The sequence below is a fragment of the Micromonospora pisi genome, assembly GCF_003633685.1.
In the GTDB taxonomy this organism is placed as follows: domain Bacteria; phylum Actinomycetota; class Actinomycetes; order Mycobacteriales; family Micromonosporaceae; genus Micromonospora_G; species Micromonospora_G pisi.
Genome location: NZ_RBKT01000001.1, coordinates 3,109,616 through 3,131,783, shown reverse-complemented (window position 1 = coordinate 3,131,783; position 22,168 = coordinate 3,109,616). Strand labels below are relative to the sequence as shown.

The following is a 22,168-nucleotide window of genomic DNA, read 5'->3' as shown; positions in this document are numbered from 1 at the left end:
GAGAGGCCACGGCGCGCGTCGAGACGGGCGGCGGTGTGCCCGGCGTCCCCCGGTGGGGGCTGGGGCACGAGGACAGCTACCCGCCGGTCGCGCCGACGACGTCACAGCCCCGACGAGCCGGAATCAGGCGGGAGAAGATCGCGGCCGGCAGGCCGGGATCCTCTCCCGCCCCGGCGTGGGCGGGGCTTGACGGCGGCCAGCGGCGGCGGGAGCGTCGGTCCTCGCACCCAGCACCCCGGGGACGGCCGGAGCCCGGCAAGTCCCGACCGGGAGCAGGGTGATGTGCTGTTGGCGTCAGCCGGAGCACGGTTGAGGTAAGGACCGAGCGGCGGTCGTCAGAGCGAGATGACGCTCGGTTCCCCGCCGACGTTGTCGAGCACCTGCTGGAGGGCGTCCGAGCGGGTGAAATCCCCTCGCCAGATGGTGGTGCGGCGCCCTTGACGAATGACGTGTATGGCCCAGCCGCCGGGTTCGGGGTTGATGATGTGAACGGAGTCGGCATACTGGCCCTCGCCGCCGATGACGACGACCGGTCCCTGCTTAACGCGAGACAGGGTCCCGGCGACCAGGTGGGTGAGGTCGCGTCTGGCGTCGGCCTCGGTTAGTGCTTCGCAGGTGAACGGGTTGAATCCGGTGTGGTCATCGAGTTGGAGGTCGACGTGCCAGGGAGCGGCGCGGGTGGCGGCGCGGTGGAGGGTGATCGGTAGGCGGATCACGGATTCCTTCAGGACACGACGCACGTGATTTCTCCTTCCGAGAGGAGTTCGCTGCGGCGTGCGGTCTGGTGCTGCCAGGCGTGGACCTGGGCTTGGAAGCGGGTGAAGCCGATGCCGATCAGCTCCTGCTCGTCGGCGGTGAACACGGCGTATACCGGTTCATAGGCCCGCCATCCGCGGTAGCCGGGCACGATCTGGTAGCGGTCGTCATGCCGCCAGCCGCGCCGGAATTCCGCCATCAGCCGGGCGGCGAACGCCGGCACCAAACGGGTGTAGTCCCACGTGACGTGGAGTCCGTTGTGCTCGGGCCGGTAGCCCAACCCGGTCACGGTGTCCCACCACAACCGCCGCACGGTGACGGCGTCGAGCGCGGACCACACCTCCTGCGCCCGCTCGCCCAACATAGCGAAGACGTCAGCGGAAACCCACTGCTCCCACGAGGCGTCGATGTCCTCGTCCTCCAGCGCGGAGTGGTCGTGTTCGTCGAACAGCGGATACGACTCCTTCAACCAGCACAGCACGTCGACGACCTCGGGCGGAAGGTCGGCGACGAACGCGCCCAGGGCGGTGACGTTGCTGAACACCAGGTCCGTCCACAGGCCGGGGTGTGCCCGGTGCAGCGACCGGTAGTTGCTGCGGTCGACGGTGGTCGACTGCCCGGCCCGGCAGTCACCCCGGGCCACCTTCTCCAACGACACATACAGCGCCTGCTCATCGTCATACCGCTGGTCCGACAGGTCATAGCTGAGGAGGCACCCGGTGTCGGCGGCGGCAACGCGGTGGGCGAACCCGATCCGAAAACCGGCCGCACGCAGCCGATCGACCGCATCACCGCCCGCGCGCCGCAACTGCTCGGTCAGCCACCGGTCCGCGTCCGGGACGACAGCCACGTACGCGGCACCGATGCCAGCCGCCGCTGAAAAGGGTGAGAAGTCGCTACGGTCCGCAGACACGATGATCAGTTCGGGGGTGGTGGGCATCGACGCGAGTTTCTGTGTGCTGAGCAGATCGGCGCCGAGCAGGACCAGGTTCGCGCCCGCCCAGTGCGTTTTCGCGGCGGTGACGGTGGTGTGGTCGGTGAGGTGCACGCCCACCCGATCGGCGTAGGCGTGCAGGTGCTCGCGAATGCTCGGGTCGCCGGTGACGACCAGCACGGTGCTCATTCCCGCTCCCCGCTGGTTAAGGTCGTGGCGGGTGGCCACGCGCCGACGGTGAAGCCGGGGATGTGCGCATGGAGCGCCGCGGCGATGAGCAAAGTCAGCCGGTCTACAGGGTTGACCGTCAGGACACGGCGAACCGCCGCGTGGGCGATCGCCTCCTCGCCGCGCATCCACGCACACCACGCGGCCAGGCTCCCCGGCCCGGTGACGTAGGCGTCGGGCATCCGGCGGGTCATGTCGAGCCACAGATCGCGCTGCCACATCCGCCCCGACGTGGCCTTCCACGCCCGTGCGCGTAGCCGCTTGTCGTGCAGCAGCACACCCAGCTCGGCGACCTGCGCGGTGGTGAGCCGAACCCCGTCGCCGGCCACATCCATGTAGAAGGACAGCTTCGCCGGCTCCGGGTAGCCCCTGCTGCGGATGGCGGCGATCTCCGCACCGACCGCGGCTTGCTCCACCGGGTCGGGTTTGGCGAGCGCGAGCAGGTCGGACCGGCCAGGTAGGGCGACGATGCCGTGGAACGCGGCCCGCGCGGCGGTCGCGGTCGCCGTCGGGTCGAACACCACCCCACCCGAGGCGCCACAGGGGCACCCGAGGCAGAAGTAGTGCCCGACGGTGACCAGGAACGCCTCCATCACGGGCAGGTGACGTGCCAGGTCGGCGGCGATGGCGGCGATCGAGCCGGTCTCGCTCAGCGGACCGTAACCGATGACGATCAGAGACTGGGAATTCTCCCGAGCGGCGACGGCACGGACCGTGTCCGTGACGTGGATGGCAGGCAGGGGCAGATCGTGACGGGCGGCTACCCGGATCTCGTGGTCGGCCTGGACAAACAGCACCACCAGGCTGTCCGCCGGGTGGTAGCCAAGCAGATACGGCACCAACCCGAGCAAATCCTCGGGGGTCCGCATCTGGAACGGGAATCGGTTCTCGGGCATGGTGAGGAACTCCGTCCGGTCGGAGGGGAAAGGAAGAAGCGACGAGAAGCCGCCAGCGAACCGCGAAGTGCTCTGCCCGGATCGGCGGCCGCCGCGGTGAGGATGTCGTGGCGAACCAGGCGGGGTCATTGCCCGCACTGGCGCGTCGACGCGCCAGTGGCGAGGCCGGTCGAGCAACAGGAAGGCGCGCACCAGCGCGTGGGGTTCGGCGGTTTCCGTCGGGGAGCGGGACTCAGCGGTCGCGGGCCCTGGCCGTCAGGAACACATCGGCGTCATCGATGATCCACGGGGCGTCGGAATACCGGGGCAGACGGCCGATGGCCTGCAAGCGAAGCGCGTCGCAAAACTGGTACGCCTCACTACCGCGCCAACCCGGGTGCTCACACGACTGGTACTCGTAACACGCCAGCGCCTTGAGGACCACGATCGGGTCCGGAGTCCCCGGAAGCCAGGTGAACAGGTACGGCTCCTCGATCTCGTCCTCGGCGTACCGGTGATTGACGCTGGCCCGGTTCTCCGCCAACAACATCGCCCCGACCCGACCCGCGGTCTGCAAGCTCAGGGAGCGGCGGCGCTGCGAGGACTCCAGCTGCAACTCGGAGGAAGTCCAGTTCCCCGGATCCGAGGCTGCGGTTGGGCTCGGCCAGTACCAGGACAGCGGGTAGCCCGTTTCGGCGAAGCGAAGGCCGGCGGTGAGCAGGGCATCGATGTGCACGTTGGGAACCTCGAAGGCACTCATCGGGCACCCACCAGGGGAAACGGGGAAAGGGCAGGTCGCATGGGACACCTCTTCGGGAGTCGCACGACCGCGAACCCGACGACGGTGAAGCCGCCGGGGTCGCGCTGACTCCCGCTGCGTACCGGCCCGGGTGCCCGCAGGCAGGCAAGGGGCCCGGCCGGCACCGGTCACCCGCGTCAACGCCGGGCCAGCGACAGGTATGTCGGTGACCGGTGTGGACGGAAGCGCCCTTGCCGGGCAAGGGCCGGGACGGTAGAACGCGCGGGAAGGACAGCGCGGCACCGCGCGGCCACGATCGGTTCGCCACTCGCGACAGAGGAAGACACACGATGGGGCGTCGTTGGGGGCGACGCACCATGACTCAAGCGGTCACAGGCGCCAAGCGCTCCGGCTGCTGCCTCAGTGCCCGGAGTCGTGCACTTGCCACGTCCCTGTAGATCGAGTAACGCCGCTGCGTCGTGATCGGCGAGGCTTTGCGCAGTCCCACCCATGCCAGTGGGCGCCAGGGGTATGGGTGGTCAGGGTGACCACGGGGGAAAGCCACCCTGACCAGCGGTTCCGTAACCGTACGAGTCACCGGACAGGGCGACAACCCGCCGACCGGATGAGGCGGCCATGTACCGGCGGCTCGCTCCGGCAGCCGTACCGAGCACGCCGCGATCCACCGTCGCCACCTGACCGTAGATTCGGGTGGTTCAGATGGTCACGGAGTCTCTACCGGAGGCCGGGAGGCTCGTTGGTTCCGGCGCGGAGTGCTTCCGGGCCGTGTCGGCGGCAAGGACCGGAGGAGATCGCCGCGCCAGCGCATGGCCCACCGGCGGCAGTTCCCGCAGTGCCCACGGTGGGTACAGCCGGGCAACGGCGGGCTGTACCTCGCCGCGAGCGACCAAGCCAGAGAGTCGCTGGAGTCAATACGATTGGCGAAGCGGCGTAATCCGAGCGTCTTGACCCCGTAGGTGTGCAGGCGTCGTACGCCGAGGTCCCAGAGGGTGTCGATGACTTGTTCGGCTTCGGTGGTGCCTTGGCGTCGGCACACCGAGCCCACCCCAACCAAAGGTTCCCCGCTCAGATCCACGCCGTGACGGGAGTACAACGCCACACATCGGGCGTAGTCGCGCGGTAGCCACCCCTGGACCACGGGTATCACGGCCAAACCCGCGTCGACGCCCTTCAGTTCCAGGTAGTTCCCGACGGTCAGGTCGATGTGCCGTTCAACGGTCAGACCGGTCCGGTGGAGCATGTCGGGCTCGCACATGTGATCTTGGGGTGATGCCCAGGCGAGGTGGCCGATCTCGTCGACGTAGCGGCGGATCCGGCCGGCGTACTGGCGTGGGGTGGGCCCGTTCTGCCAGCCACCGCGGCGCCACAGTTGGCTGTAGGCCCCGGAGTCCAGGGCCCAGGTGGTGCTGGCGCGAGGCAAGGCACGGTAGTCGCGCAGCGTGGTGTCGGACACGAACAGCGGGACGGTGCTGTCCCGCAACCAGGCGGGCCGATGCGTGCCCAGGTAGAAGGTGCGCACCGGTTCTACCCGGTGCCTGGTCCGCACATCGGGGCGTCACCGCCGTCTGCGGTGAGGTAGCGAAGGGCGTTCCGGCGGCGTGGATCATCGCGGGCCGGAACGCCCTTCGGTGTCAACAACGGCGCACGCACCGTCTGAGGCTGGTGGGTCACGGCCACGCAACACTCCTGCCCTTGAAGTCAAGATTCTGTAGTTGCCAAGAGTTTGCAATAGGGAATACTGGGCAGCATGACGATCTACACGCTTCCCGACATGCCCTACGACTACGGCGCCCTGGAACCGGCCATGTCCGGCCAGATCCTGGAGCTGCACCACAGCAAGCACCACGCCGCGTACGTCAAGGGCAGCAACGACACCCTCGATCAGCTCGCCGAGGCCCGCGACAAGGGCGACTACTCGGCGCTGGTCGGTCTGGAGAAGACCCTCGCGTTCAACCTCTCCGGGCACGTGCTGCACTCGATCTTCTGGAACAACCTGCGGCCCGGCGGGAGCGCCGACCGCCCCGACGGCGAGCTGGACGCGGCGATCGGCGAGCATTTCGGATCGTTCGAGGCGTTCTCGGCCCAGCTGTCCACCGCGACCAAGGGCGTGCAGGGTTCCGGCTGGGGTGTCCTGGCGTGGGAGCCGCTGTCGCAGCGCCTGATCGTCGAGCAGGTCTACGACCATCACGGCAACGTCGGTCAGGGCTCCACGCCCATCCTGGTATTCGACGCTTGGGAGCACGCTTACTACCTGCAGTACAAGAACGTGCGCCCGGACTACGTCGACCGACTGTGGAACCTGGTCAACTGGGCCGACGTGACCAAGCGGTTCGACGCGGCCCGCGCCGCCGGCAACCCGCTCATCGTCGCCCCGTGACCGGCACCGGCCCGGAGCGCGACGACAGTGCGGGGTCCGGCACTCCCGTGAGCGCGGGCACCGGGCCGGTCTTCCTCGGCGCTCAGCAGGCCGCAGGCGTCGTCGCTGCCAAGCACCGCGGCGACTTCGCCGGCGCCGAGCAGCTCCTCGAAGCGATGGGTGACCCGCGCGCCCAGGCCCGCGGCTTCTGCCTGCTCGCCGAACTGTCCCTGGCATTGGTGCGCGCTCAGACCGGCCAGAGCATGGACGAGCTGATTCAAGAACTGACCCTGCTCATGGCCGAGGCTGCCATCACCGGACCGCAGTGAGTCAACACTGACCAGTTCGCGGATTCGCTTGCCCTGCTTAGTGCAGTCAACTATGCAGCGCCGGTTGGAGACCTGGGCGATCGTGCCGTTGCGGGCCAGTTCGTCCGACAGTCGCACCGGACCGGCCCGGACCAGCCGTCGGGGTGCGGCGGTGTCATCGAGGACGACATAGCGTTTCCCGCCGCCGGTAGCCAGGGCTGGGCGGGCGACCTGGACGAGCCGGACCCCGCGCGCCCGGAGCATGGGTAGGAGTGCCTGCTCGGCGGTCTGGTAGGTGTCGGGGTATTCGTCGCCTACCTGGGCGACGATCATGGTCAGAGCGGACAGTTCGAAGTCACGACTGGATGGGTCAGTGAGCCATCGGGCGAGAACCGCGGATGAGTCAATGCCCGCACCGAAACTGAGCACCACGTTGCGGGACAAGAAACAACCTCCGTGAAGCTGAGTAAAGAACCCGAGTGGGCACGGTCAAGCGGTCACGTTGGCGCGCGGCATCCCGGCGGGCCCGCTCCCTGGCAGCGGTCGGCCTGCGAAACGCGGGCGGAGGTCGCGGAGGTTCCCCGGCGTCGCGGGTGTCCCGGGCAAGCCGGACGCCAGGTCTGTTGAGGCGTCCAAGGACGGTGTCGGTCATCGAGTGGACTGTTGCGACCTGATGTGCTGGTAGACCTTGGCGGCAGTGAGCGGCTCGCCGGATAGGTTGGATGGCTCGGTGATGTGGCGCCATCCGAAGGGGGAGCAGGACAACCACTGGCTGTCCTCCCGGTCTGCCTGTACCTCGACGACATCGCCGACGGATACGGACCGGCACCCGAGCAGTCGGTACACGCAGGCGGCGAGGAACGCGGCCTCGCCGTCCGCGGTTCCGCGGGCCGACTCCAAGCGGTCAAGGTCGGCGTTGAAGGCGTGGAACGCCCATTCGGTGGCCATTTGCGGGTCGCGGCCGTCGTGAGCTTCGAGCCGGTGCGATGTGACGGCGACGAGCCGTTGCCCGTCCTCGTAGGGCATGAACCGGCTTTCCTGATTGTGATAGACGGTGACCGTCAGCATGTGTTTGGCTTCCTTTCCTGTGCCGATGGCGACACGGACATGGGTCTGATCCGTTCCGGAACCGGTCCGAAACGGTTGTCTGATGAGGTGTTCGGCCGTCGGCCGGAGCTAATTCGTTTGTAGGTTCTTGTTCGCGTTGCCGGCCGGGTGCGCTGCCGTCGGGATGGGGACGAGCACGACAGGCCCGGTCGGGTACCGCCGGGGTCAAGCCAGACCGGCAGCCACACGCCGAGGATCTGTGGCCGAGCGAAGCGTCCCGGCGCAGCGGAGCAAGCCGGGCGGCCCGGATCCGAACGTGGGGCGTCGGCGGGCGGCTTGACGACGGCACGACCGACCGGGACCGTGCCGAGTCCCCATCACAGGCGCGCGCAGGGCCGGCTATCCACGCGAGCAAGGACCAGGGCGACCTCGGCGTACCGGCGGGCAACACCCGACCGCAGCCGGATCTCGGTCAGCGGGGCGTTCTTCGACGCGAGTACCACATGGCGCAGGACAGACGGGGGCATTACGGCGTCTTACGGCCACGCCCACCGTCAATGCTCGGCTGACGTCCAGCCATCACACCGCGAACGCATCATGACGTACCTGGCCAGCGCCTCCCGCGCGGCTTCCTCGGCGTACTCGTACCCGTAGATGCCCCAGGACGCGTCGACCACCTCCCATGTCTTGCGCGTCACCAACTTGTCCGGCTTCGCGTCGCCGGCATCGACCACCCTGACCCAGATGACGGACTCCTCCACCACCCAGCCGTACACGTCACCCTCTGCCCACTGGCGGTAGGTGTCGCGCTCCCCCTTCAGACAGGCGACCGGGTTGGTGATGCCCTGGCGCTCGATGTCCTCCGGCATCAGGTACCACACCGACCGGGCGCCATCGATCGGCGCATCAACCAGCACCGTCGCGCCGTGGAAGATCCGTGCGTACCGTGTGAAGATCACCTCAGCCTCGCTGCAGAAGTGTCGGTAGTTCAGGGTCGCCCAGGCGTCGGCCAGCGGCCCCCCGTCCTCGTCCACGTCGATGTACCGAGCCGAGGGAACCGTCACGACGTGCGCCAGGTTGTTCCACTCCTCGCGCGGATTGACCGGTGAATCCTCCTGTTCCAGAAGCACCCGGTATCCGGGTTCCTCGATTACCTGGCCGTACATGCTTGCCTCACCTTCGGTTGCTTCGATCCAGCTCCCACCATTACGGCACGTCAGAATCCTGCCCACGGGGCATGCTTCGGCCATGCCCAGACCGCCCCTTGGTTCCGGTGCGCCGCCAACGCCTCGGCATCCCGCAGTACGCCCAACTGGCGCCCTGCCTCCCGCATGTCCGCCAGAAGCTGCGGCGCATCACTCGCGCCAGCGAGTACGGCCAGGGCGTACCGCTCACGTCGCCGCGCCAGGCGGCGGATTTCGTCATCCTGAAACATGCCTTCCCCCTCGACCTGACTCATGGATCAGCTCGGCTTACGCGTCGTGATGCGTTCACGGTTGAAGTAGTTCCGTCCGGCGTCCAGGTAGGCCACCTCGTGCCAGACGTCGCGCTTGTTAGGACTGCGGGGTGGGATTGGTGGGGAGCACCTGGTCCGCTGGGAAGGGCTCGCTCGGCTGGTCCGGCTCCGTCGCCGGGCGGTACGACGTCGGCCACTGTGGTACCGATATCGCGGGCACCCGGCGGACGTCGGCGGGGAACGCGACCGCCTGTTCCTGGCCGTCGTGGGCGTACCTGTTCGTGAAGACCACCCGGTCGAGATCGTCGACCGCGACGACCCTGAAGGTGCCCACGTACTCGCCGGCCGGCTGCGGCCCGATTCGCCCGTTGGTGTACTCCTGCACGTAGTCACCGACGGCGATCGGGTGACCGTGCTGGTCAAGCAGCGGCGGCAGGTCCAGCGGTAGGCCCGTCTCTGCCAGGTGCACCACGCGTGGGCCGACTCGGTCCGTCTGCCCGTAGAGGAATCCGGCCTCGGCGGACTCCACCCAGAGGTCGACGTACCGCCGACCGAACTGCACCTTGACAGTGGCGCCGACCAGGTCGGCGGTCAGCCGGTCGAGCACCTTGACCGGACGGCTGTCGATCGGCTCGACTGGGCCGAGCAACCGCACGGTTGCGGTGTCGTGCCGATGCTCGCATGGCCGGCTGGTCGCCCCGCTCGGGTGCATGAACAGCCATTCGTCCGGGCCGACGCGCTGCCACACCGTCTCGTACTGCCGCACGGCGTACACGTCGGTCGACACTGAGGCTGCGGCTGGCGGCACCAGTGGGGTCGGCCTCCGCTCCCGGACGGGCGCCTCCAGGCCGGCTGCCGCAGCCTGCTTCGCGTCATGTCGGTCATGAGCGGTCCACGGCCGGGCGTAGTGCTCACGGTCAGCACGGGCGGCGATGATGACATCGAGGATCCGCTGTGCGTGCGCAATGGCCTCTTCGCGCAACTCGAGTGGGCAGGAGTCCGGCACCGTGAAGGTGTTTGTGAGGAGGTTGATGTCGACCGTCACCCGCCTGCCGGTCGCGCCCATGCCCTGCGGCCGAACGTCGCAGTTGAAAGAGGCGGCGGCGTGACCCGGATGGTCAGGCCATGTAGCGGCGTAACGGCTGCCCCACGCTCGGAAGGTGGTGGGCGAGAGTCGCACGCGTGCTGGCTGCCCGTCTATGTAGAACGGCCACGCGCCGTCGCCGTAGACGATGCCGTAGTCGTCGACGTCGTACGCCCAGTCGCTGTGCGGGTTGCGCTCGTCCCACCCGTCGCAGGTGGAGCCGGGCGGGGCGGCGTGCTCGCCTGTCGACATCGGCTCGGCGACCGGGGTGCTGTGCTGGTTGATCCATGCCTGCGCCTGCTCTTCGGTGGCGAAGTAGGCGCCGTCGCCGTCCTCAGCGTCGGGGCCCGCCATCGGGGCGACCCGGGCGCGTTGCGTGTCGTAGACGCACCAGCGCTTCTCGTCGGTGCCGCGCAGTTCGCGCTTCCACGGTCGGGCGGTGATCAGCCGGGGCAACCGGACCGCCTCGGTCGGCGGTCCGTCGGGCAGCCGGTTCCACGTGAACGCGACCAGGTCGGATCCGGCTTCCTCCAGGACGTTGACGGCGTTGCCGGTGATGCGGCACTCGCTGGCCTTCGGAAAGTCCATTCCGCCGTTGTCGATCGTCGATCCATCGGCTTTGGTGCCGGTGTAGCGCAGCCGGGTCTTGCCTCCGGTGACGGTGCGAATCCCGGATACCTGGGGGTGGATCCGGTTGATGCACATCCAGCGGCTGCCCGGTACGGCGGCGCGTTTGAAGTCCGCGAGGGTGTTCATCGTCGGCGCGGCTGCGGGTAGGCAGATGTCGCACAGTTCCAGGCGGTCGACTTGCCGTTCGTTGGCGAGCCAGGCCGTCATCACCTCGCGGCCGGTGGCGGTGCGGATGTGTTGGTGGTTGACGCCCTTGGCGTGCGGGCAGTCCCGCTTGTCGTGGACGGTGTGCGTGGGTGGGCGGCTCTGGTGGTTGTGGGTCTTGAACAGGCGCTCGTGTGGCATCGCGTCGGGAGCGCTGTGCGTTCGCTGGTCCGGGCTGGTGGGGCCGCCGGTCTGGACTCCGTACCAGGCGCTGGTGACGAGGCGCAGGCCCAGGTTCTTGGCCGCGGCCTCCGTGCCGTGGATGTCTCTGCGGTCGAACAGCCGGGCGCCGCTGGTGTCGCGGCCGATCCAGCGGCCGTTCTCGACCACCACGGCGCCCCGGGCGTTGTAGGTGTCGTCGGTGAGCACGAACATGGGGTTCGGGTGCTGATTCACGGGTGTCCTTCGGGACGTGGGGATGGGTTGGGAAGAGGGCGGCCCGTGCCGGGCGGCGCGGGCGCGCGCCGAGGGGTTAGGGTTCGAGCCGGCCGGTCTGCCCGAGCGCGTCCAGGGGGGCACGGGCGAGGTCCTGCGGGGTGCTACCCGGCCTGTCCCAGACGGCCGTCAGCGCCTCGGTGACGAATGCGAGGTCAGCAGCCGTGTACGGCTCCAGCGGGCGGGGGTCGACGTCGTGGTCCGTCGCCTCGCCGTGTGGGTGGTGACCGGGGTCGGCGTCCTCCCACGTGATGTGAAGATCGGCCCATCCGAGGCGGTCGCCCGCGTCGTCGCAGACGCGGATGCGTCCCCGGCTATCCCGGACGACCTGCGGGTTCGGTGAGCGCTGGCCCGGGTCGGGAATGTTGTAGGTGATGACGACGTGGGCTGGCGTGCCGCCGGTGGTGCCAGACGCGACGTCCTCGCCGTGTACGGGGCTGGGCGGCTGGGACGGGGTGGTGTTGTTCATCAGAGATCCCTTTCTGGTGCGGCGGATGACATCGGCCGCGATCTGGGTGTGGTGTGGCGGGGAGGGTGTTGCCGTCCAGGTGTGCCGGGCGGGCCCCGCGCGGAGTCGCGGCGTCCGGGAGCAGGGCTTCGGCAATCTGTGGGCTGAGCGACTCGGCGACGTTGCAGGACACCGTGTTGCCGGCCGGCATGGGTTGCTCGCCGCTTCCGCCGAGGGCCACGTGCTCGTCCGTTCGGCGCCCGGCCAGTTCGCTTTGGGGTGACCGTCGCGGCGGACCGGGGACGGGGGCGTGCCCTCGTGGCGCTAGATCTGGTGGATCGTGTCGCCGCTGTTGCTGATCTCGACCGCGAGTTCGGTCGGTCCGCGGCCCTCGTTTTCGATGTGCACATACAGCTGAGGCCGGCTCATCGGATTGGTCCGGGTCGTGCGGAAGCGGACCAGTACCGAGATACCGGCGACTTCCAGGACGTACATGTCGCTGGCGTCGTCACTGCCCAGGTCGGCGCTGCGGTCGAACAGGCGCACGACGGCGTCCCGTACCGGGAAGATCTCGTGGCTCATGGCTGCTTTCTCTCGTTCGGGCTCGGGTGTGGTTGGGGTCGGTCGAGCAGGTCACCGTGCGGGGACAGGCGCCCGGACGCGCGGGCGCTGGCGGGGGTGCGTTCCACCCGGGGGTCCTGTTGGTTTGTTCGCCTGTGGTTTGTGCCCGGCCGCCGGTCAGGTTGGCTGGACGGGGAGGTGCAGGCCGAGCCGCTGACGTTCGAGCGCCAGGAGAGCGCGCGCTGGGGCCTGCCAGGTGTCGTCACCTGTCGGGGCGGGTGTCTCACCGTTGACCAGGGCGCGTAGGGCCGGGATCTGTTCGACGTAGGACCCGCCGAGCGCCTCCAGGTCGGCGCAGGCCCGCAGTGTCAGGTCGCGGATCCTGCGCGTCCACGGGCCCGGTTGGCCCCAGTTCTCCCGCCGACGTCCGTGGAGGGGGCCTTCGCAGAGGTTGTAGCCGAGCCAGACGACGGGTGGATGTACCCCGACGGCCTCGGCGAGCAGGGCGACCTTGTCGTAGTCCCATGCCCGGCCGCCCGCGCCCATCTTCCGGCGGTAGCCGGCGGGCCTGGGGCTGGTCAAGGTGCGCCAGTATTCGGGGTGGACTCCGGTGGAGGCCACCATGTCCTCCTCGCTGGCGTACCCGCCGGCGGTCAGGGCGTGCGGCAGCAGATCGGTGAGCAGGTGCGCCAGCTCCCGGCGGCTGACCGGGACGGCGGGGTCGTCCGCGCCGGACAGTCGCACCCCGGCGGCTGGTGCGCGGGCTGGCTGGTCGACATGGTCGGGCAGTGTGCCGCCGTCGGCGAGGTAGCCGAGGAGCAGTCCGCCGAAGTCGCTGAGGATTCCTTCGAACCCCCGGGTTCGGTCGCCGTAGTCGGGAATGGGTGTCCAACGGCCACCGCCGCGATGCCCGACCCGATGCGCCGCCTCGTGCAGCAGCGTGCGGAGCAGCGCGTGTCGGTCGGACAGCGTGTCCCGGTGGACAGCCGTATCACCGTTACGCGGGTGGTAGAACCCGGCCGAGCAGGGTGACTCCTCGCTGTCGGAGTACACCCGGACCCGGTCCAGCGCGTAGGACCCGATGGCGCGGCGAACGAGCTGGCAGGCGTCCCGCAACGCCGTCCGCTCCGCCACAGTCAGGGAACGCTCGGGTACCCAGGTGGTCTTGTCGCGGTTGCGCTCGTAGTGGCGTCGCTGCGACGCTCGGGCGACCTCGACGCCGAGCAGGTCCATCAGTGCGTGCTGATGGTTGGCGGGCAACTGACGGGCGGTGACCTCGGTGTAGCCCTTGTCGCGCAGGTCGAGGGCTGCTTCGGAGTTGGTGCCCGGGGCGGTGTAGAACGTCTGGGCGGGCAGGTGAGCGCGCCCCCATGCCCGCCACGCGGCTCGTGCCCGGGGGTGGGTTACCCCGGTGAAGAACTGTTCCGGCTCACGGAGGGTGCCGCCGCTGAGGACGTGGGTGGCGAACCGGTCGATGACGGCCTGGTCCTCGGTGGCGGTGAGGATGCCGCGGACGGCGTCGCGTAGTGCCCCGGCCTCGATGACGGTGCGGTCCCGGTTTTGCAGGGTCTTGTTGTCCAGCGGCAGGTCGTAGGAGGCACGGAATCCCGGAACGGTGGTGACGAGTACGCCGCCGATCCAGACCCGGCCGGGATCCCCGGTCAGCACACAGGCCCCCGGGAGTCCTGGCGCCATGTAGGCGGGTTCGGTCAGTGCCCGGAACCGTCCGATGGCGTCGTCGGCGAGTGCCTGAGGGCATTCGACGGTGATGACGGTTCCTCGGGTCCGGTCGGTTTGGGCCAGGTGGTACACGAGGACCTCCGCGCCCTGCGCGGAGCGCGACGGGATCAGGCCGCCGAGCAGCCGACGCCGCTCGACCGTCGGGACGAAGCTGTAGCCGACCGTCTCGCAGCGGACCGCCCCGATGTCCGTGCTGCGGGCAAGGACCAGGCAGGCGAGCTTCTTCCCCTCCCCGAACTGACCGATCTGCTGATCATTCTTCGTCGAGTAGCCGAGGATAAGTCCCTCCTCGGGAATACCCGGGCCGGCGTCGGCAATCGTCAGGACCCCGTCGGCCCACCCCACGTGTGCGTCGGGATCCTCATCCAGTGCGTTCGCGATGAGTTCACACAGCGCGCGGACCGGCGTCCTTATCTACACCTGTCAAGCACAAGACCAGGTCATTCCGGTGAGACCTGGTCAGGCATGTCAGGCACGGTCGGTGCGGCGCGCTTGCAGTGCGCTAAGGATGAGGCCGGCGAGCGCGAGCGTCATCCAAGTGGTGAGGTAGATGAAGGCGGCGGTTGGCGAGATGGTGCTCCACAGCAGGCCAGCGGTGGTGGAAGCGGCGAGGTTGCCCAGCGATTGAACGGTGGCGAGCATCCCGAACGCCGATCCGCGCAGGTGTGTCGGAGCGAGCGCGGCGACTGCGGAGTGTTGGGCGGTTTCCACTGTGCCGATTCCGATGCCGGCCAGTAAAAACGGGATGGCAAGGAATGCGATGGCGGCTTCGTTCACCGTGAACAGCCCGTACGCGGCGGCGAATGCGGCGACGCCTGCGGCGAGGACGAGCACCGGTCCACGGCTGCCGAGCCGGTCAGAGAGCCGTCCGGCCGGGACGGAGGCGAGGGTGGCGGCAACGTTGTACGCGGTGTACAGGCCGAGCGCAATCGTCGTCGCTGTCTTCGTACCGTGCTCGGGCGCGAGGAGGTCGGAGGCCCGCAAGATCAGCAGGGTGGCGGCGACGTTGCCGACCTCGAACGCGGCGACCGCGCCGAGGAGACGGCCCAGGTCGCCCTTGAGTACCGGCTTGATGCGGATTCTCAGCGGAACTTTGTCGCGGCTGGTGGGGCGGGGCGTCTTGCGGATGGCGTAGATGATGGCGGTCGCGGCGAGTAAGCCGGGGATGACGGACAGGCCGATCGCCCACTGCACTCCGACCCAGGCGACGAGGCCGAGGGCGAGGAGTGGGCCGAAGATCGCGCCGAGGTTGTCCATCATCCGTTCGAAGCCGTACGCCCGTCCGTACGCGTTGGCGGGGACGATGTCGGCGAGCAGGGCGTTGCGGGCTGGCACACGGAGCCCGCGGGCGGTCCAGGCTGCTGCCCGGAGTAGGCCGACCTGCCAGACGGTGGTTGCGCCGGCTGTTGCCGCGCCGAGGACGGCGGTGGTGGCGTAGCCGCCGACGGCGACTTTGCGGCGCCGGGCTGGGTCGTCGGCGAGGACGCCGCCGCCGAAGCGGGCCGCGCCGGCGAGGGCGTCGGAGACGCCTTCGATCGCGCCGAGGGCGGCGGCCGGGGCGCCGAGGGTGGAGGTGAGCAGGCTGGGTAGCAGGGCGGTGGGGATTTCGTGGCCGACGTCGGCGAGGAAGCTGGCGGTACCGATGCCTCTCACGCCCGGGGTGAGCCAGGGCCCGTCCGGTGTGGTCTCGGGTTCGGCGGGCGTGGACTGGGTGGTCATCGGTGGCGGGGTCCTCAGGCAGGAAGAACGACGGCGCAGGCCGGGTCGATGGTGACGGTGACGGCCTGTCCCGGTTGCGGCGGAGTGTGGTCGCGGGCCGGGGTGAGGACGGTCAGGGTAGTGCCGTCAGGCATGCGTACGCGGGTGCGGGTCAGCCGGCCTTCGGGTGTGGCGTCGGTGACTGTACCGGCGAGGGTGTGGCCGTCGGCAGGCGTGGCGTCGCCGGACTCGTGCGGTTGTAGTGCGAGGTGCTCGGCGCGTATGGCGATCGTGACCGTCTTGCCGGCCCGGGTGGTGGGCAGGTGGAGTTGCTGGCCGCCAGCCAGCTGGTAGGTGTCCGGCGCGGTGGCGGTGGCGGGTAGGAGGTTGTCGAAGCCGAGCGCGCGGGCGGCCGGCAGGTTCGCTGGGTGGTCCATGACGTCGGCGACCGGTCCGGTCTGTGTGGTGGCGCCGTCGACGATGAGGGCGAGGCGGTCGCCGAGCGCGTAGGTCTCGGCCCGTTCGTGGGTGACGATCACGGCCGGGATGCCGACCTCGCGCAGGAGGGCGCGCAGATCGGAGCGGATCGCTGCCCGGGTCGGGGTGTCGAGGGCGGAGAGCGGTTCGTCCAGCAGCAGCAGGCGTGGGTCGGTGGCCAGGGCACGGGCGAGAGCGACGCGCTGGGCCTGGCCGCCGGAGACCTGACCGGCTTTGCGGCCGGCGAGGCCGTGCAGGTTGAGCAGGTCGACCAGTTTGGCGAGTTTGCGGGTGCGGTGGTCGCGGCGGGCGCGGCGCATGCCGTAGGTGATGTTCGCGGCAACGGTGAGGTGCGGGAAGAGGGCATAGTCCTGGAACAGGTACCCGACACCGCGTTTCTGGACGGGCACGTTGGTGCGGGTGGCCGAGTCGTACCAGGTGTGTCCGGCGCAGGTGATGCGGCCGGTGTCGGGGGCGTGGAGGCCGGCGAGGGCGCGCAGGATGGTGGTTTTGCCGCCGCCGGAGGGCCCGAACAGGATCAGCGTCTGCCCGGCGTCGAGGGTCAGGTCGGCGGTGATGGCTGGCCCGCGCCGGTGCCGGGCAATGAAGGCGGCCGTGAGTGCGTGACCTTCCTGACCCGGTTCGGTCTTGGTGGTGGCGTCGCTGGTGAGGGTCATGGGGTGGCTCCGGCGTAGGTGAACCGGCGCTGGAGGGTGTAGGTGGTGGCCAGCACGGCGAAGGAGAAGACCAGCAGGAGCAGGCTGGTGCGGCCGGCCGTCGCGTAGTCCATCGCCTGCACGGAGTCGTAGATGGCGATGGAGATCGTGCGGGTTTGTCCGGGCAGGTTGCCACCGAGCATGAGGACGACGCCGAACTCGCCGACGGTGTGCGCGAACGACAGCACCGCACCGGTTACGATCCCCGGCAACGCGAGGGGAACGGCGATCCGGGCCAGTGTGACCGTGCGGAATTCGCCCAGCGACCAGGACGCTTCCAACAGTCGACGGTCCACTCCGGCGAAACCGGCCGTGATCGGCTGGACGGCGAACGGCAGGCTGAACAGGACCGAGCCGACCAGCAGGCCGGTGAAGGAGAACGGCAGCAGACTGCCGGTCAGGTCCTCGTACCAGCGGCCGACCGGGGACTTCGGGCCGAGCGCTATCAGGGCGTAGAACCCGAGTACCGACGGCGGCAGCACGAGGGGCAGCGCGACGACGGCCTCGATGGCGGTGCGCCACCAGCGCCGGGGTGCGTAGGCGAGCCATGCGCCCAGCGGCAGGGCGACCACCAGCAGGATGCCGGTGGTCGTCGCCGCCAGGCGCAGGCTGAGTAGAACGGCCTGCCAGTCCACGAACGGATCCCTTATTGGCCGGGGAGGTAGAAGCCGTACGCCTTCAGCACCGCATGGGCCTTCGGCCCGCCGAGGTAAGCGGTGAACGTTCTAGCGGCCTCGACGTCGGTGGCCTTCTTCATGATCACGCCTCCCTGGTTGATCCGTGGGTAGGACTCCAGGTCCACCTCGGCGACGTCGCCGATGTCCTTCATCGGGCCGGCCAGCGACAGCGACAGCGCGATCACACCTGCGTCGGCGTTGCCGGAGGTCACGAACTCGGCGGCCTGGGCGATGTTGTCGCCCAGGACCAGCTTCGGCTGCACCTGCTCGTAGACACCCGCGCTCTTGAGCGCGGCCACCGCGGCGCGACCGTACGGGGCGTGCTCCGGGTTCGCGATCGCCACCTTGCGGATCTTCGGGTCGGTCAACTTCCTTATGCCTCCGGCCACGATGCCGAACTGCTTGTTCTTGTCCGCCCACACGACGAGGCGGCCGACGGCGTAGTCGAACTGCGAGCCGTCGACCGTCAGCCCGGCCTCCTCCAGCTTCTGAGGGTAGGAGGTGTCGGCGGACAGGAACACGTCGAATGGGGCGCCGTTGGACAGTTGGGTGGCGAAGTTGCCCGACGAGCCGTACGTGACCTCGACATTCGTGGTCGGGTTGTCGGTGCGGAAGTCCTTCAGCACGTCGTCCAGGGCGAACTTCAGGTCGGAGGCCGCGGCGACCTTCACCACCTTCTGCTGCGCGCCTGCCCCGTCGGCTGTGTCGTTGCCGGCGCCGCAGCCGGTCAATATGACGGCTGCGGCCAGCAGCCCAGCTACCAGTGCACGGGTGCGCTTCACGTAGTCACCTCTGCTCCCGCGCCGGCCAGCGCGTATCCGCCCAGCCGGCGCAACTGGGCACTCACCCTTGGTGAGCACCACACCTGCAACAACGTCGACATTCCCGGGTGCTCGACGAACCGCCGGTCCACCCAAAGCTGCACCACGTGCTCCTCGAACGCGGTGAAATCCAGTCCCACCGCCGAAGCCGCCGCAGCGATCGTTACCCCAGCCGCGACCCGCCCCTCCGCCGTAATCCGCGCCGACGCCAGATGCCCCGACGCGACCGGCCCGGCCACCCGCCCCGCAGCCCCGGCCGCCGCCAACGCCCGATGCAGCGCCTCCTCGGAGGCGGCCTGGGAGTCACGGTGCGCGACCGGCACCCGGCCAGCCCCGACCTCGCCGAGAGGCGGCATCGTGCCGTTGTAGGCGAGACCGACCGGCCAGCGAGCCAATTCCCACCGAGCCACGCCAGCCTGCACCGGCGGCAGACCTCCGACCGGGCCGTGCACCACCGCCGCATGCACCCGCTCCGCCGCGAGCGCCGCAAGCGAGCGACCCGACGAGGCGTGCACGACGACCAGGCGTGCGGCGCCCTTCCCGGGGGCAGCCGAAGCGGCCATGCCGAGAGCGGGCTCGCACCCGGCCACCACGAAGCCGTCCCCGCTCGCACCGTCCAAAAGCTGCGGCCCCTGCGCAGTCCAGACAGCATCGGCCAGGCAGAACCCCGACGCATCCGACTCCGCAAGCGGCGCCCACACCTGTGTAGAACCCACCCGGGCTACCGCCAGCGGCGTCCCAGGCGCCGGCTCGGCAACGTCGGCCAACACGGGCAACACCGCATCGGTGCCACCGCCCCCGAAGAGGTTCTCCACCGTGCAGTCCAGCGCGGCGGCCAGCCCGAGCGCAGCTACCACCGACGGAACGTGCCGCCCCGCCTCGACCGCCACCACCGACTGTCGCGACATCCCCGCCGCAGCCCCCAACTCGGCCTGCGACCAACCGCGAAGCAGCCGACGCTGCCGCACCCGCTCACCAGACATGCTAGGAAAGTAGCGCAGTGACAGCATCCGAGCATAGACCTGGCGCCCAGGTTCGGATGTCACGACACACGCCCGTGTCCGCGTTGGAAATCTCGGTCCGGCGCCACCCCAGATCGGCTCAGGGTCTGCCTTGGCGTGGTCAAGCTGGTGACATGCATGGACCCTCTGCCCGGCGGTTACCGCGGCAGCACGCTCAGCGGCGGGACTCAGAGGGCCGTCGTTCGAGCTATGGGCAGGTCACGGTGTGGTACTGGTTATGTTTTCGGTGCGGATCAGACGGCGAATGCTGGTTCGCGCGGCAGCAAGGTCGTCCTCGGCCTCTTTGAGCTGGCTGGCGAGTTGCTCGATTCTGGCTTGTGCCTTGGCGAGCTCGTCCTGTAGACGCCGGTTGTCGGTGGTGAGTTCGTCGACGCGGGCGCCGAGGTCGGCAGCACCGAACTGGTCGAGTTGCTGTCCCAGGTTCCGCCGGACTGCGGCCTTGAGCCGTTCCACGTCTTCACGCAGCCGCCGGTTGTCCTCCCGCAGGAGCTGCTTCTCGACCTTCCACCCGGGCGGGGTCCGGGCGCTGGTACGGGCGTCGTTGGCCGCGGTGCGGCCCTGGCGCCGGCGTGCGGCCTCGATGTGCTCGCGTACGCCGTCTGCGTAGACGAGCCAGTGGGAGACGTTCGCGGCGCGGGCCACGCCGGTGAAGGTGACCGGTTCGTTGTCGGCGAGGAGCTGATCGACGACGGACAGGACGCGGGTGCGCTTGGTGAGTGAGTCCTTTTGGCGTGCCTCGCGCAGGACCTGGCCGGGGGTGCGGGGCTCACTCATTGGGGGTGCTCCGAGTGGGGATCGAGGGAATGGGCAGGACGGGCAGCCGGGCTGCGGCGCGGACCTTACGCAGGACTGTGGCTGCTTCTTCGAGGTGGCGGCGTTCGTCCTCGGGCATCGCGGCGAGTTGGGTACGAATGCTGGTGACGACGTTTTGAAAGGAGTTGATCTGGTCGCTGAGATTGCGGACGACGAACTCGGCGACCTCCAGGGCCCGCGCGGTTTCGCGGTCAGCCTTCAACGCGCGGATGTGGTCCTCGACCGCGGGAAGGAAGGAGGGATCGGGGCGGAAGCCGCAGCCGGAGCACTGGAAGCGGATCGGGCACCGTCCGCCGCCGGCCTTCACGTTGGACGGCTCGGTGCAGTTGCCGAAGGGCACCGCGACTGATCGTGCCTCGTACGCGGTCGCCGACAACGTCGGCGCGGGGTTGCCGGCGCGATCAACGACGTGTTGGCGCATGGTCTCCACCGCCTCACGGCGCTTGGCGAGGGAGACCTTGAAGTATCCCAGGGTGGTATCGGCTGATTTGTGATCCATGAGGTCGCGCAGGGTATGTAGGTCGGTGCCTGCGTCCGCATGACGCTGGGCGTAGGTGTGCCGGAAGGCGTAGGCAAAGATGCGGCTGCGGTCGAACGGCAGCGGCCGGCCTCTCGGAGCCCCGCAAGAAAAAGCGAGCCCTCGCGGTGGAGAGCGTAGTCGTAGGCTCCGACGACCACCCATCCCGTTCGATCCTGATTCAGAGTCGCCCGCTCGGCGCGGAACGACGTGACGAACGTGCCTAAAATGCCGAACACCCCTTGGATATCGATGATCAGGCCAGCTCAGCGCAAACGTGGCTGACATGACTGTAGGAAAGATCACCATGAAGATAAATGGCCAACTGTGGGCGTAATGATGCCGAAGGACGTAGCGTTTCGCCTCGGCTTCGGGCAACTCGATGGTTTGGTAGCGGCGGGCGTTGAAGCCACCGTGGCGGCGGTGGACCCAGCTGTGGCGGCCCTGGTGCCACCGCTGGCACCACGCCGACAGGTGCGGCAAGACGGTGTCGCTCATCGCGGGCGCTGCGGGGTGGTCGTGTGGGCGCGGTAGGTGTCGTAGACCCGGCAGACGGTCTCCGCGATGTCCGTGAGCACGAGGTCCGCCGCGTGCGGGCGCTGGTGGAACATGCGCGGGTGGATCTGGTCGGAGGCGACGGTGACCGCGTTGTCGAGGTGGACCAGAAGAAGGAAGCCACCATCACGGGCCTCACCGACGGTCGTCGGGTGGACGCTGACGTCGGTAATCGGGTCCCGGTAGCGCATCGCGCCGTGCGCGACGCATCGGGAGAGCAGGTCGTGGACGTCGGTGCCGAAGTCACGACTGCCTGGGTCGAGTACCTCCAGGAGGCTGTTCAGTTCGGCGATGTCGTCGGGGTGCGCGACGTCGCTGGAGACATCTCCGGCGGCCAGGTGCTGGAACCTGGTGGTGTCGAAGACGGCGACGGGCGGTGCGGGCCGTTGGTCGCGAAGGCGGGCACCGTGCCGGTCTGCTGCGGTGGGGTAGGTCATGCCCGGCTGGTAGATGGCGTGGGTCTGCCGGTGGTGGCGGGCGTGGTAGAGGGCGATGTCGGCGGTCCGAAACGGTTTCCCCGGCACGGGTGTCGCGGTTGGCGGGGCCAGCCCGATCACGCAGCTCACCGTTAGCGGATCAGGGGCGCCGTCGATCGTGACGGGTTCGGCGAGGGCTTGCCGGACGACTGCGGCGGCGTCCATGAGTTGCTGGCTGGTGGTGGCGTGCGGGAGGAGTAGGACGAACTCGTCGCCGCCGAGGCGCCCGGCGAGCCCACGCAGCGTGGTGGCGACGGTGTGGAGGCGGGCGGCGACGGCGGACAGGAGGTCGTCGCCGGTGTCGTGGCCGAAGGTGTCGTTGACGTCCTTGAACAGGGTCAAATCGAGGAGCAGGACACCGGGCGGGGTTCCGGCGATGGTGAGGTCGCGGTGGGTGTCGTGTAGGCCGCGTCGTCCGGCGATGCCGGTGAGGTAGTCCCGGCCGGCGGTCTCGGCGATGGCAGCGATACGGGCGTGCAGGTGCCGGAGTTTGAGGCCGACGGCGATGGCTTGGAGGACTTCGGCGGTGGCGATGGCCGCGATGACGGCGATGGTGGTTGCGGACATGAGGGGT

23 protein-coding genes are annotated in these 22,168 nt (G+C 69.1%); 2 read left to right on the top strand and 21 right to left on the bottom strand.

Annotation, left to right across the window (positions count from 1 at the left end):
- Positions 1-335 precede the first annotated feature (335 nt).
- From BDK92_RS12940 to BDK92_RS12920, 5 genes are all read right to left on the bottom strand, one after another.
- Complete coding sequence (locus BDK92_RS12940; protein ID WP_121156936.1) at positions 336-740, bottom strand: hypothetical protein; 405 nt, start codon at positions 738-740, stop codon at positions 336-338.
- A complete protein-coding gene (locus tag BDK92_RS12935) occupies positions 725-1,879 on the bottom strand; it encodes a CpaE-like family protein (RefSeq protein ID WP_121156935.1) in 1,155 nt (384 codons plus the stop codon). The genes BDK92_RS12940 and BDK92_RS12935 overlap by 16 nt, the downstream gene beginning before the upstream one ends.
- Positions 1,876-2,814: a DUF4192 domain-containing protein gene (locus BDK92_RS12930; protein ID WP_170208565.1), complete on the bottom strand. Its 939-nt coding sequence runs from the start codon at positions 2,812-2,814 to the stop codon at positions 1,876-1,878. Before BDK92_RS12930 ends, BDK92_RS12935 begins: the two co-directional genes overlap by 4 nt.
- A 232-nt stretch (positions 2,815-3,046) precedes the next feature.
- Entirely contained in the window at positions 3,047-3,553 is a 507-nt protein-coding gene (locus BDK92_RS12925) for a hypothetical protein (RefSeq protein WP_121156933.1), read from the bottom strand.
- A gap of 703 nt (positions 3,554-4,256) precedes the next feature.
- Complete coding sequence (locus tag BDK92_RS12920; RefSeq protein ID WP_211349196.1) at positions 4,257-5,072, bottom strand: deazapurine DNA modification protein DpdA family protein; 816 nt, start codon at positions 5,070-5,072, stop codon at positions 4,257-4,259.
- A gap of 228 nt (positions 5,073-5,300) precedes the next feature.
- Between BDK92_RS12920 and BDK92_RS12915 the strand changes: the two genes are divergently transcribed.
- Complete coding sequence (locus BDK92_RS12915) at positions 5,301-5,930, top strand: superoxide dismutase (protein ID WP_121156932.1); 630 nt, start codon at positions 5,301-5,303, stop codon at positions 5,928-5,930.
- Positions 5,927-6,238, top strand: a complete 312-nt coding sequence (locus BDK92_RS12910) for a superoxide dismutase (RefSeq protein ID WP_121156931.1) — start codon at positions 5,927-5,929, stop codon at positions 6,236-6,238. Before BDK92_RS12915 ends, BDK92_RS12910 begins: the two co-directional genes overlap by 4 nt.
- A gap of 627 nt (positions 6,239-6,865) precedes the next feature.
- Here BDK92_RS12910 and BDK92_RS12905 read toward each other — a convergent pair.
- The 16 genes from BDK92_RS12905 to BDK92_RS12835 form a co-directional block, all read right to left on the bottom strand.
- Entirely contained in the window at positions 6,866-7,285 is a 420-nt protein-coding gene (locus tag BDK92_RS12905; RefSeq protein WP_121156930.1) for a hypothetical protein, read from the bottom strand.
- 356 nt (positions 7,286-7,641) lie between these two features.
- The gene (locus BDK92_RS38970; RefSeq protein WP_170208564.1) at positions 7,642-7,791 is read right to left on the bottom strand and encodes a hypothetical protein; all 150 of its coding nucleotides are present in this window, start codon (positions 7,789-7,791) and stop codon (positions 7,642-7,644) included.
- Between the two features lie 27 nt (positions 7,792-7,818).
- Positions 7,819-8,430 carry a hypothetical protein gene (locus tag BDK92_RS12900; RefSeq protein ID WP_121156929.1) on the bottom strand — a complete coding sequence of 204 codons (612 nt, stop codon included), beginning with the start codon at positions 8,428-8,430 and terminating at the stop codon, positions 7,819-7,821.
- Between the two features lie 50 nt (positions 8,431-8,480).
- Positions 8,481-8,699 carry a hypothetical protein gene (locus BDK92_RS12895; RefSeq protein ID WP_147456976.1) on the bottom strand — a complete coding sequence of 73 codons (219 nt, stop codon included), beginning with the start codon at positions 8,697-8,699 and terminating at the stop codon, positions 8,481-8,483.
- Between the two features lie 118 nt (positions 8,700-8,817).
- On the bottom strand, positions 8,818-11,034 hold the full coding sequence (locus BDK92_RS12890) for a hypothetical protein (RefSeq protein WP_147456975.1): 2,217 nt from the start codon (positions 11,032-11,034) through the stop codon (positions 8,818-8,820).
- Positions 11,035-11,110: 76 nt separating this feature from the next.
- Positions 11,111-11,542 carry a hypothetical protein gene (locus BDK92_RS12885; protein WP_121156926.1) on the bottom strand — a complete coding sequence of 144 codons (432 nt, stop codon included), beginning with the start codon at positions 11,540-11,542 and terminating at the stop codon, positions 11,111-11,113.
- Between the two features lie 303 nt (positions 11,543-11,845).
- Positions 11,846-12,103 carry a hypothetical protein gene (locus BDK92_RS12880; protein WP_121156925.1) on the bottom strand — a complete coding sequence of 86 codons (258 nt, stop codon included), beginning with the start codon at positions 12,101-12,103 and terminating at the stop codon, positions 11,846-11,848.
- A 156-nt stretch (positions 12,104-12,259) separates the two neighbouring features.
- A complete protein-coding gene (locus BDK92_RS12875) occupies positions 12,260-14,167 on the bottom strand; it encodes a hypothetical protein (protein ID WP_121156924.1) in 1,908 nt (635 codons plus the stop codon).
- Positions 14,168-14,290: 123 nt separating this feature from the next.
- Positions 14,291-15,541 (bottom strand): MFS transporter, encoded by a 1,251-nt coding sequence (locus BDK92_RS12870; protein WP_121156923.1) that lies wholly within the window; start codon positions 15,539-15,541, stop codon positions 14,291-14,293.
- Between the two features lie 14 nt (positions 15,542-15,555).
- A complete protein-coding gene (locus BDK92_RS12865; RefSeq protein WP_121156922.1) occupies positions 15,556-16,674 on the bottom strand; it encodes an ABC transporter ATP-binding protein in 1,119 nt (372 codons plus the stop codon).
- Positions 16,671-17,348, bottom strand: coding sequence for a molybdate ABC transporter permease subunit (gene modB, locus BDK92_RS12860; RefSeq protein ID WP_121156921.1), 678 nt, complete (start codon positions 17,346-17,348; stop codon positions 16,671-16,673). Before modB ends, BDK92_RS12865 begins: the two co-directional genes overlap by 4 nt.
- An 11-nt stretch (positions 17,349-17,359) precedes the next feature.
- Complete coding sequence (modA, locus tag BDK92_RS12855; protein ID WP_170208563.1) at positions 17,360-18,172, bottom strand: molybdate ABC transporter substrate-binding protein; 813 nt, start codon at positions 18,170-18,172, stop codon at positions 17,360-17,362.
- Positions 18,169-19,194 carry a helix-turn-helix transcriptional regulator gene (locus BDK92_RS12850; RefSeq protein ID WP_170208562.1) on the bottom strand — a complete coding sequence of 342 codons (1,026 nt, stop codon included), beginning with the start codon at positions 19,192-19,194 and terminating at the stop codon, positions 18,169-18,171. The genes modA and BDK92_RS12850 overlap by 4 nt, the downstream gene beginning before the upstream one ends.
- A 237-nt stretch (positions 19,195-19,431) precedes the next feature.
- Entirely contained in the window at positions 19,432-20,007 is a 576-nt protein-coding gene (locus BDK92_RS12845; RefSeq protein WP_121156918.1) for a DUF4164 family protein, read from the bottom strand.
- A complete protein-coding gene (locus BDK92_RS38375) occupies positions 20,000-21,061 on the bottom strand; it encodes a site-specific integrase (RefSeq protein ID WP_147456974.1) in 1,062 nt (353 codons plus the stop codon). Before BDK92_RS38375 ends, BDK92_RS12845 begins: the two co-directional genes overlap by 8 nt.
- Complete coding sequence (locus BDK92_RS12835) at positions 21,058-22,161, bottom strand: GGDEF domain-containing protein (RefSeq protein ID WP_121156916.1); 1,104 nt, start codon at positions 22,159-22,161, stop codon at positions 21,058-21,060. The genes BDK92_RS38375 and BDK92_RS12835 overlap by 4 nt, the downstream gene beginning before the upstream one ends.
- Positions 22,162-22,168: the final 7 nt, after the last annotated feature.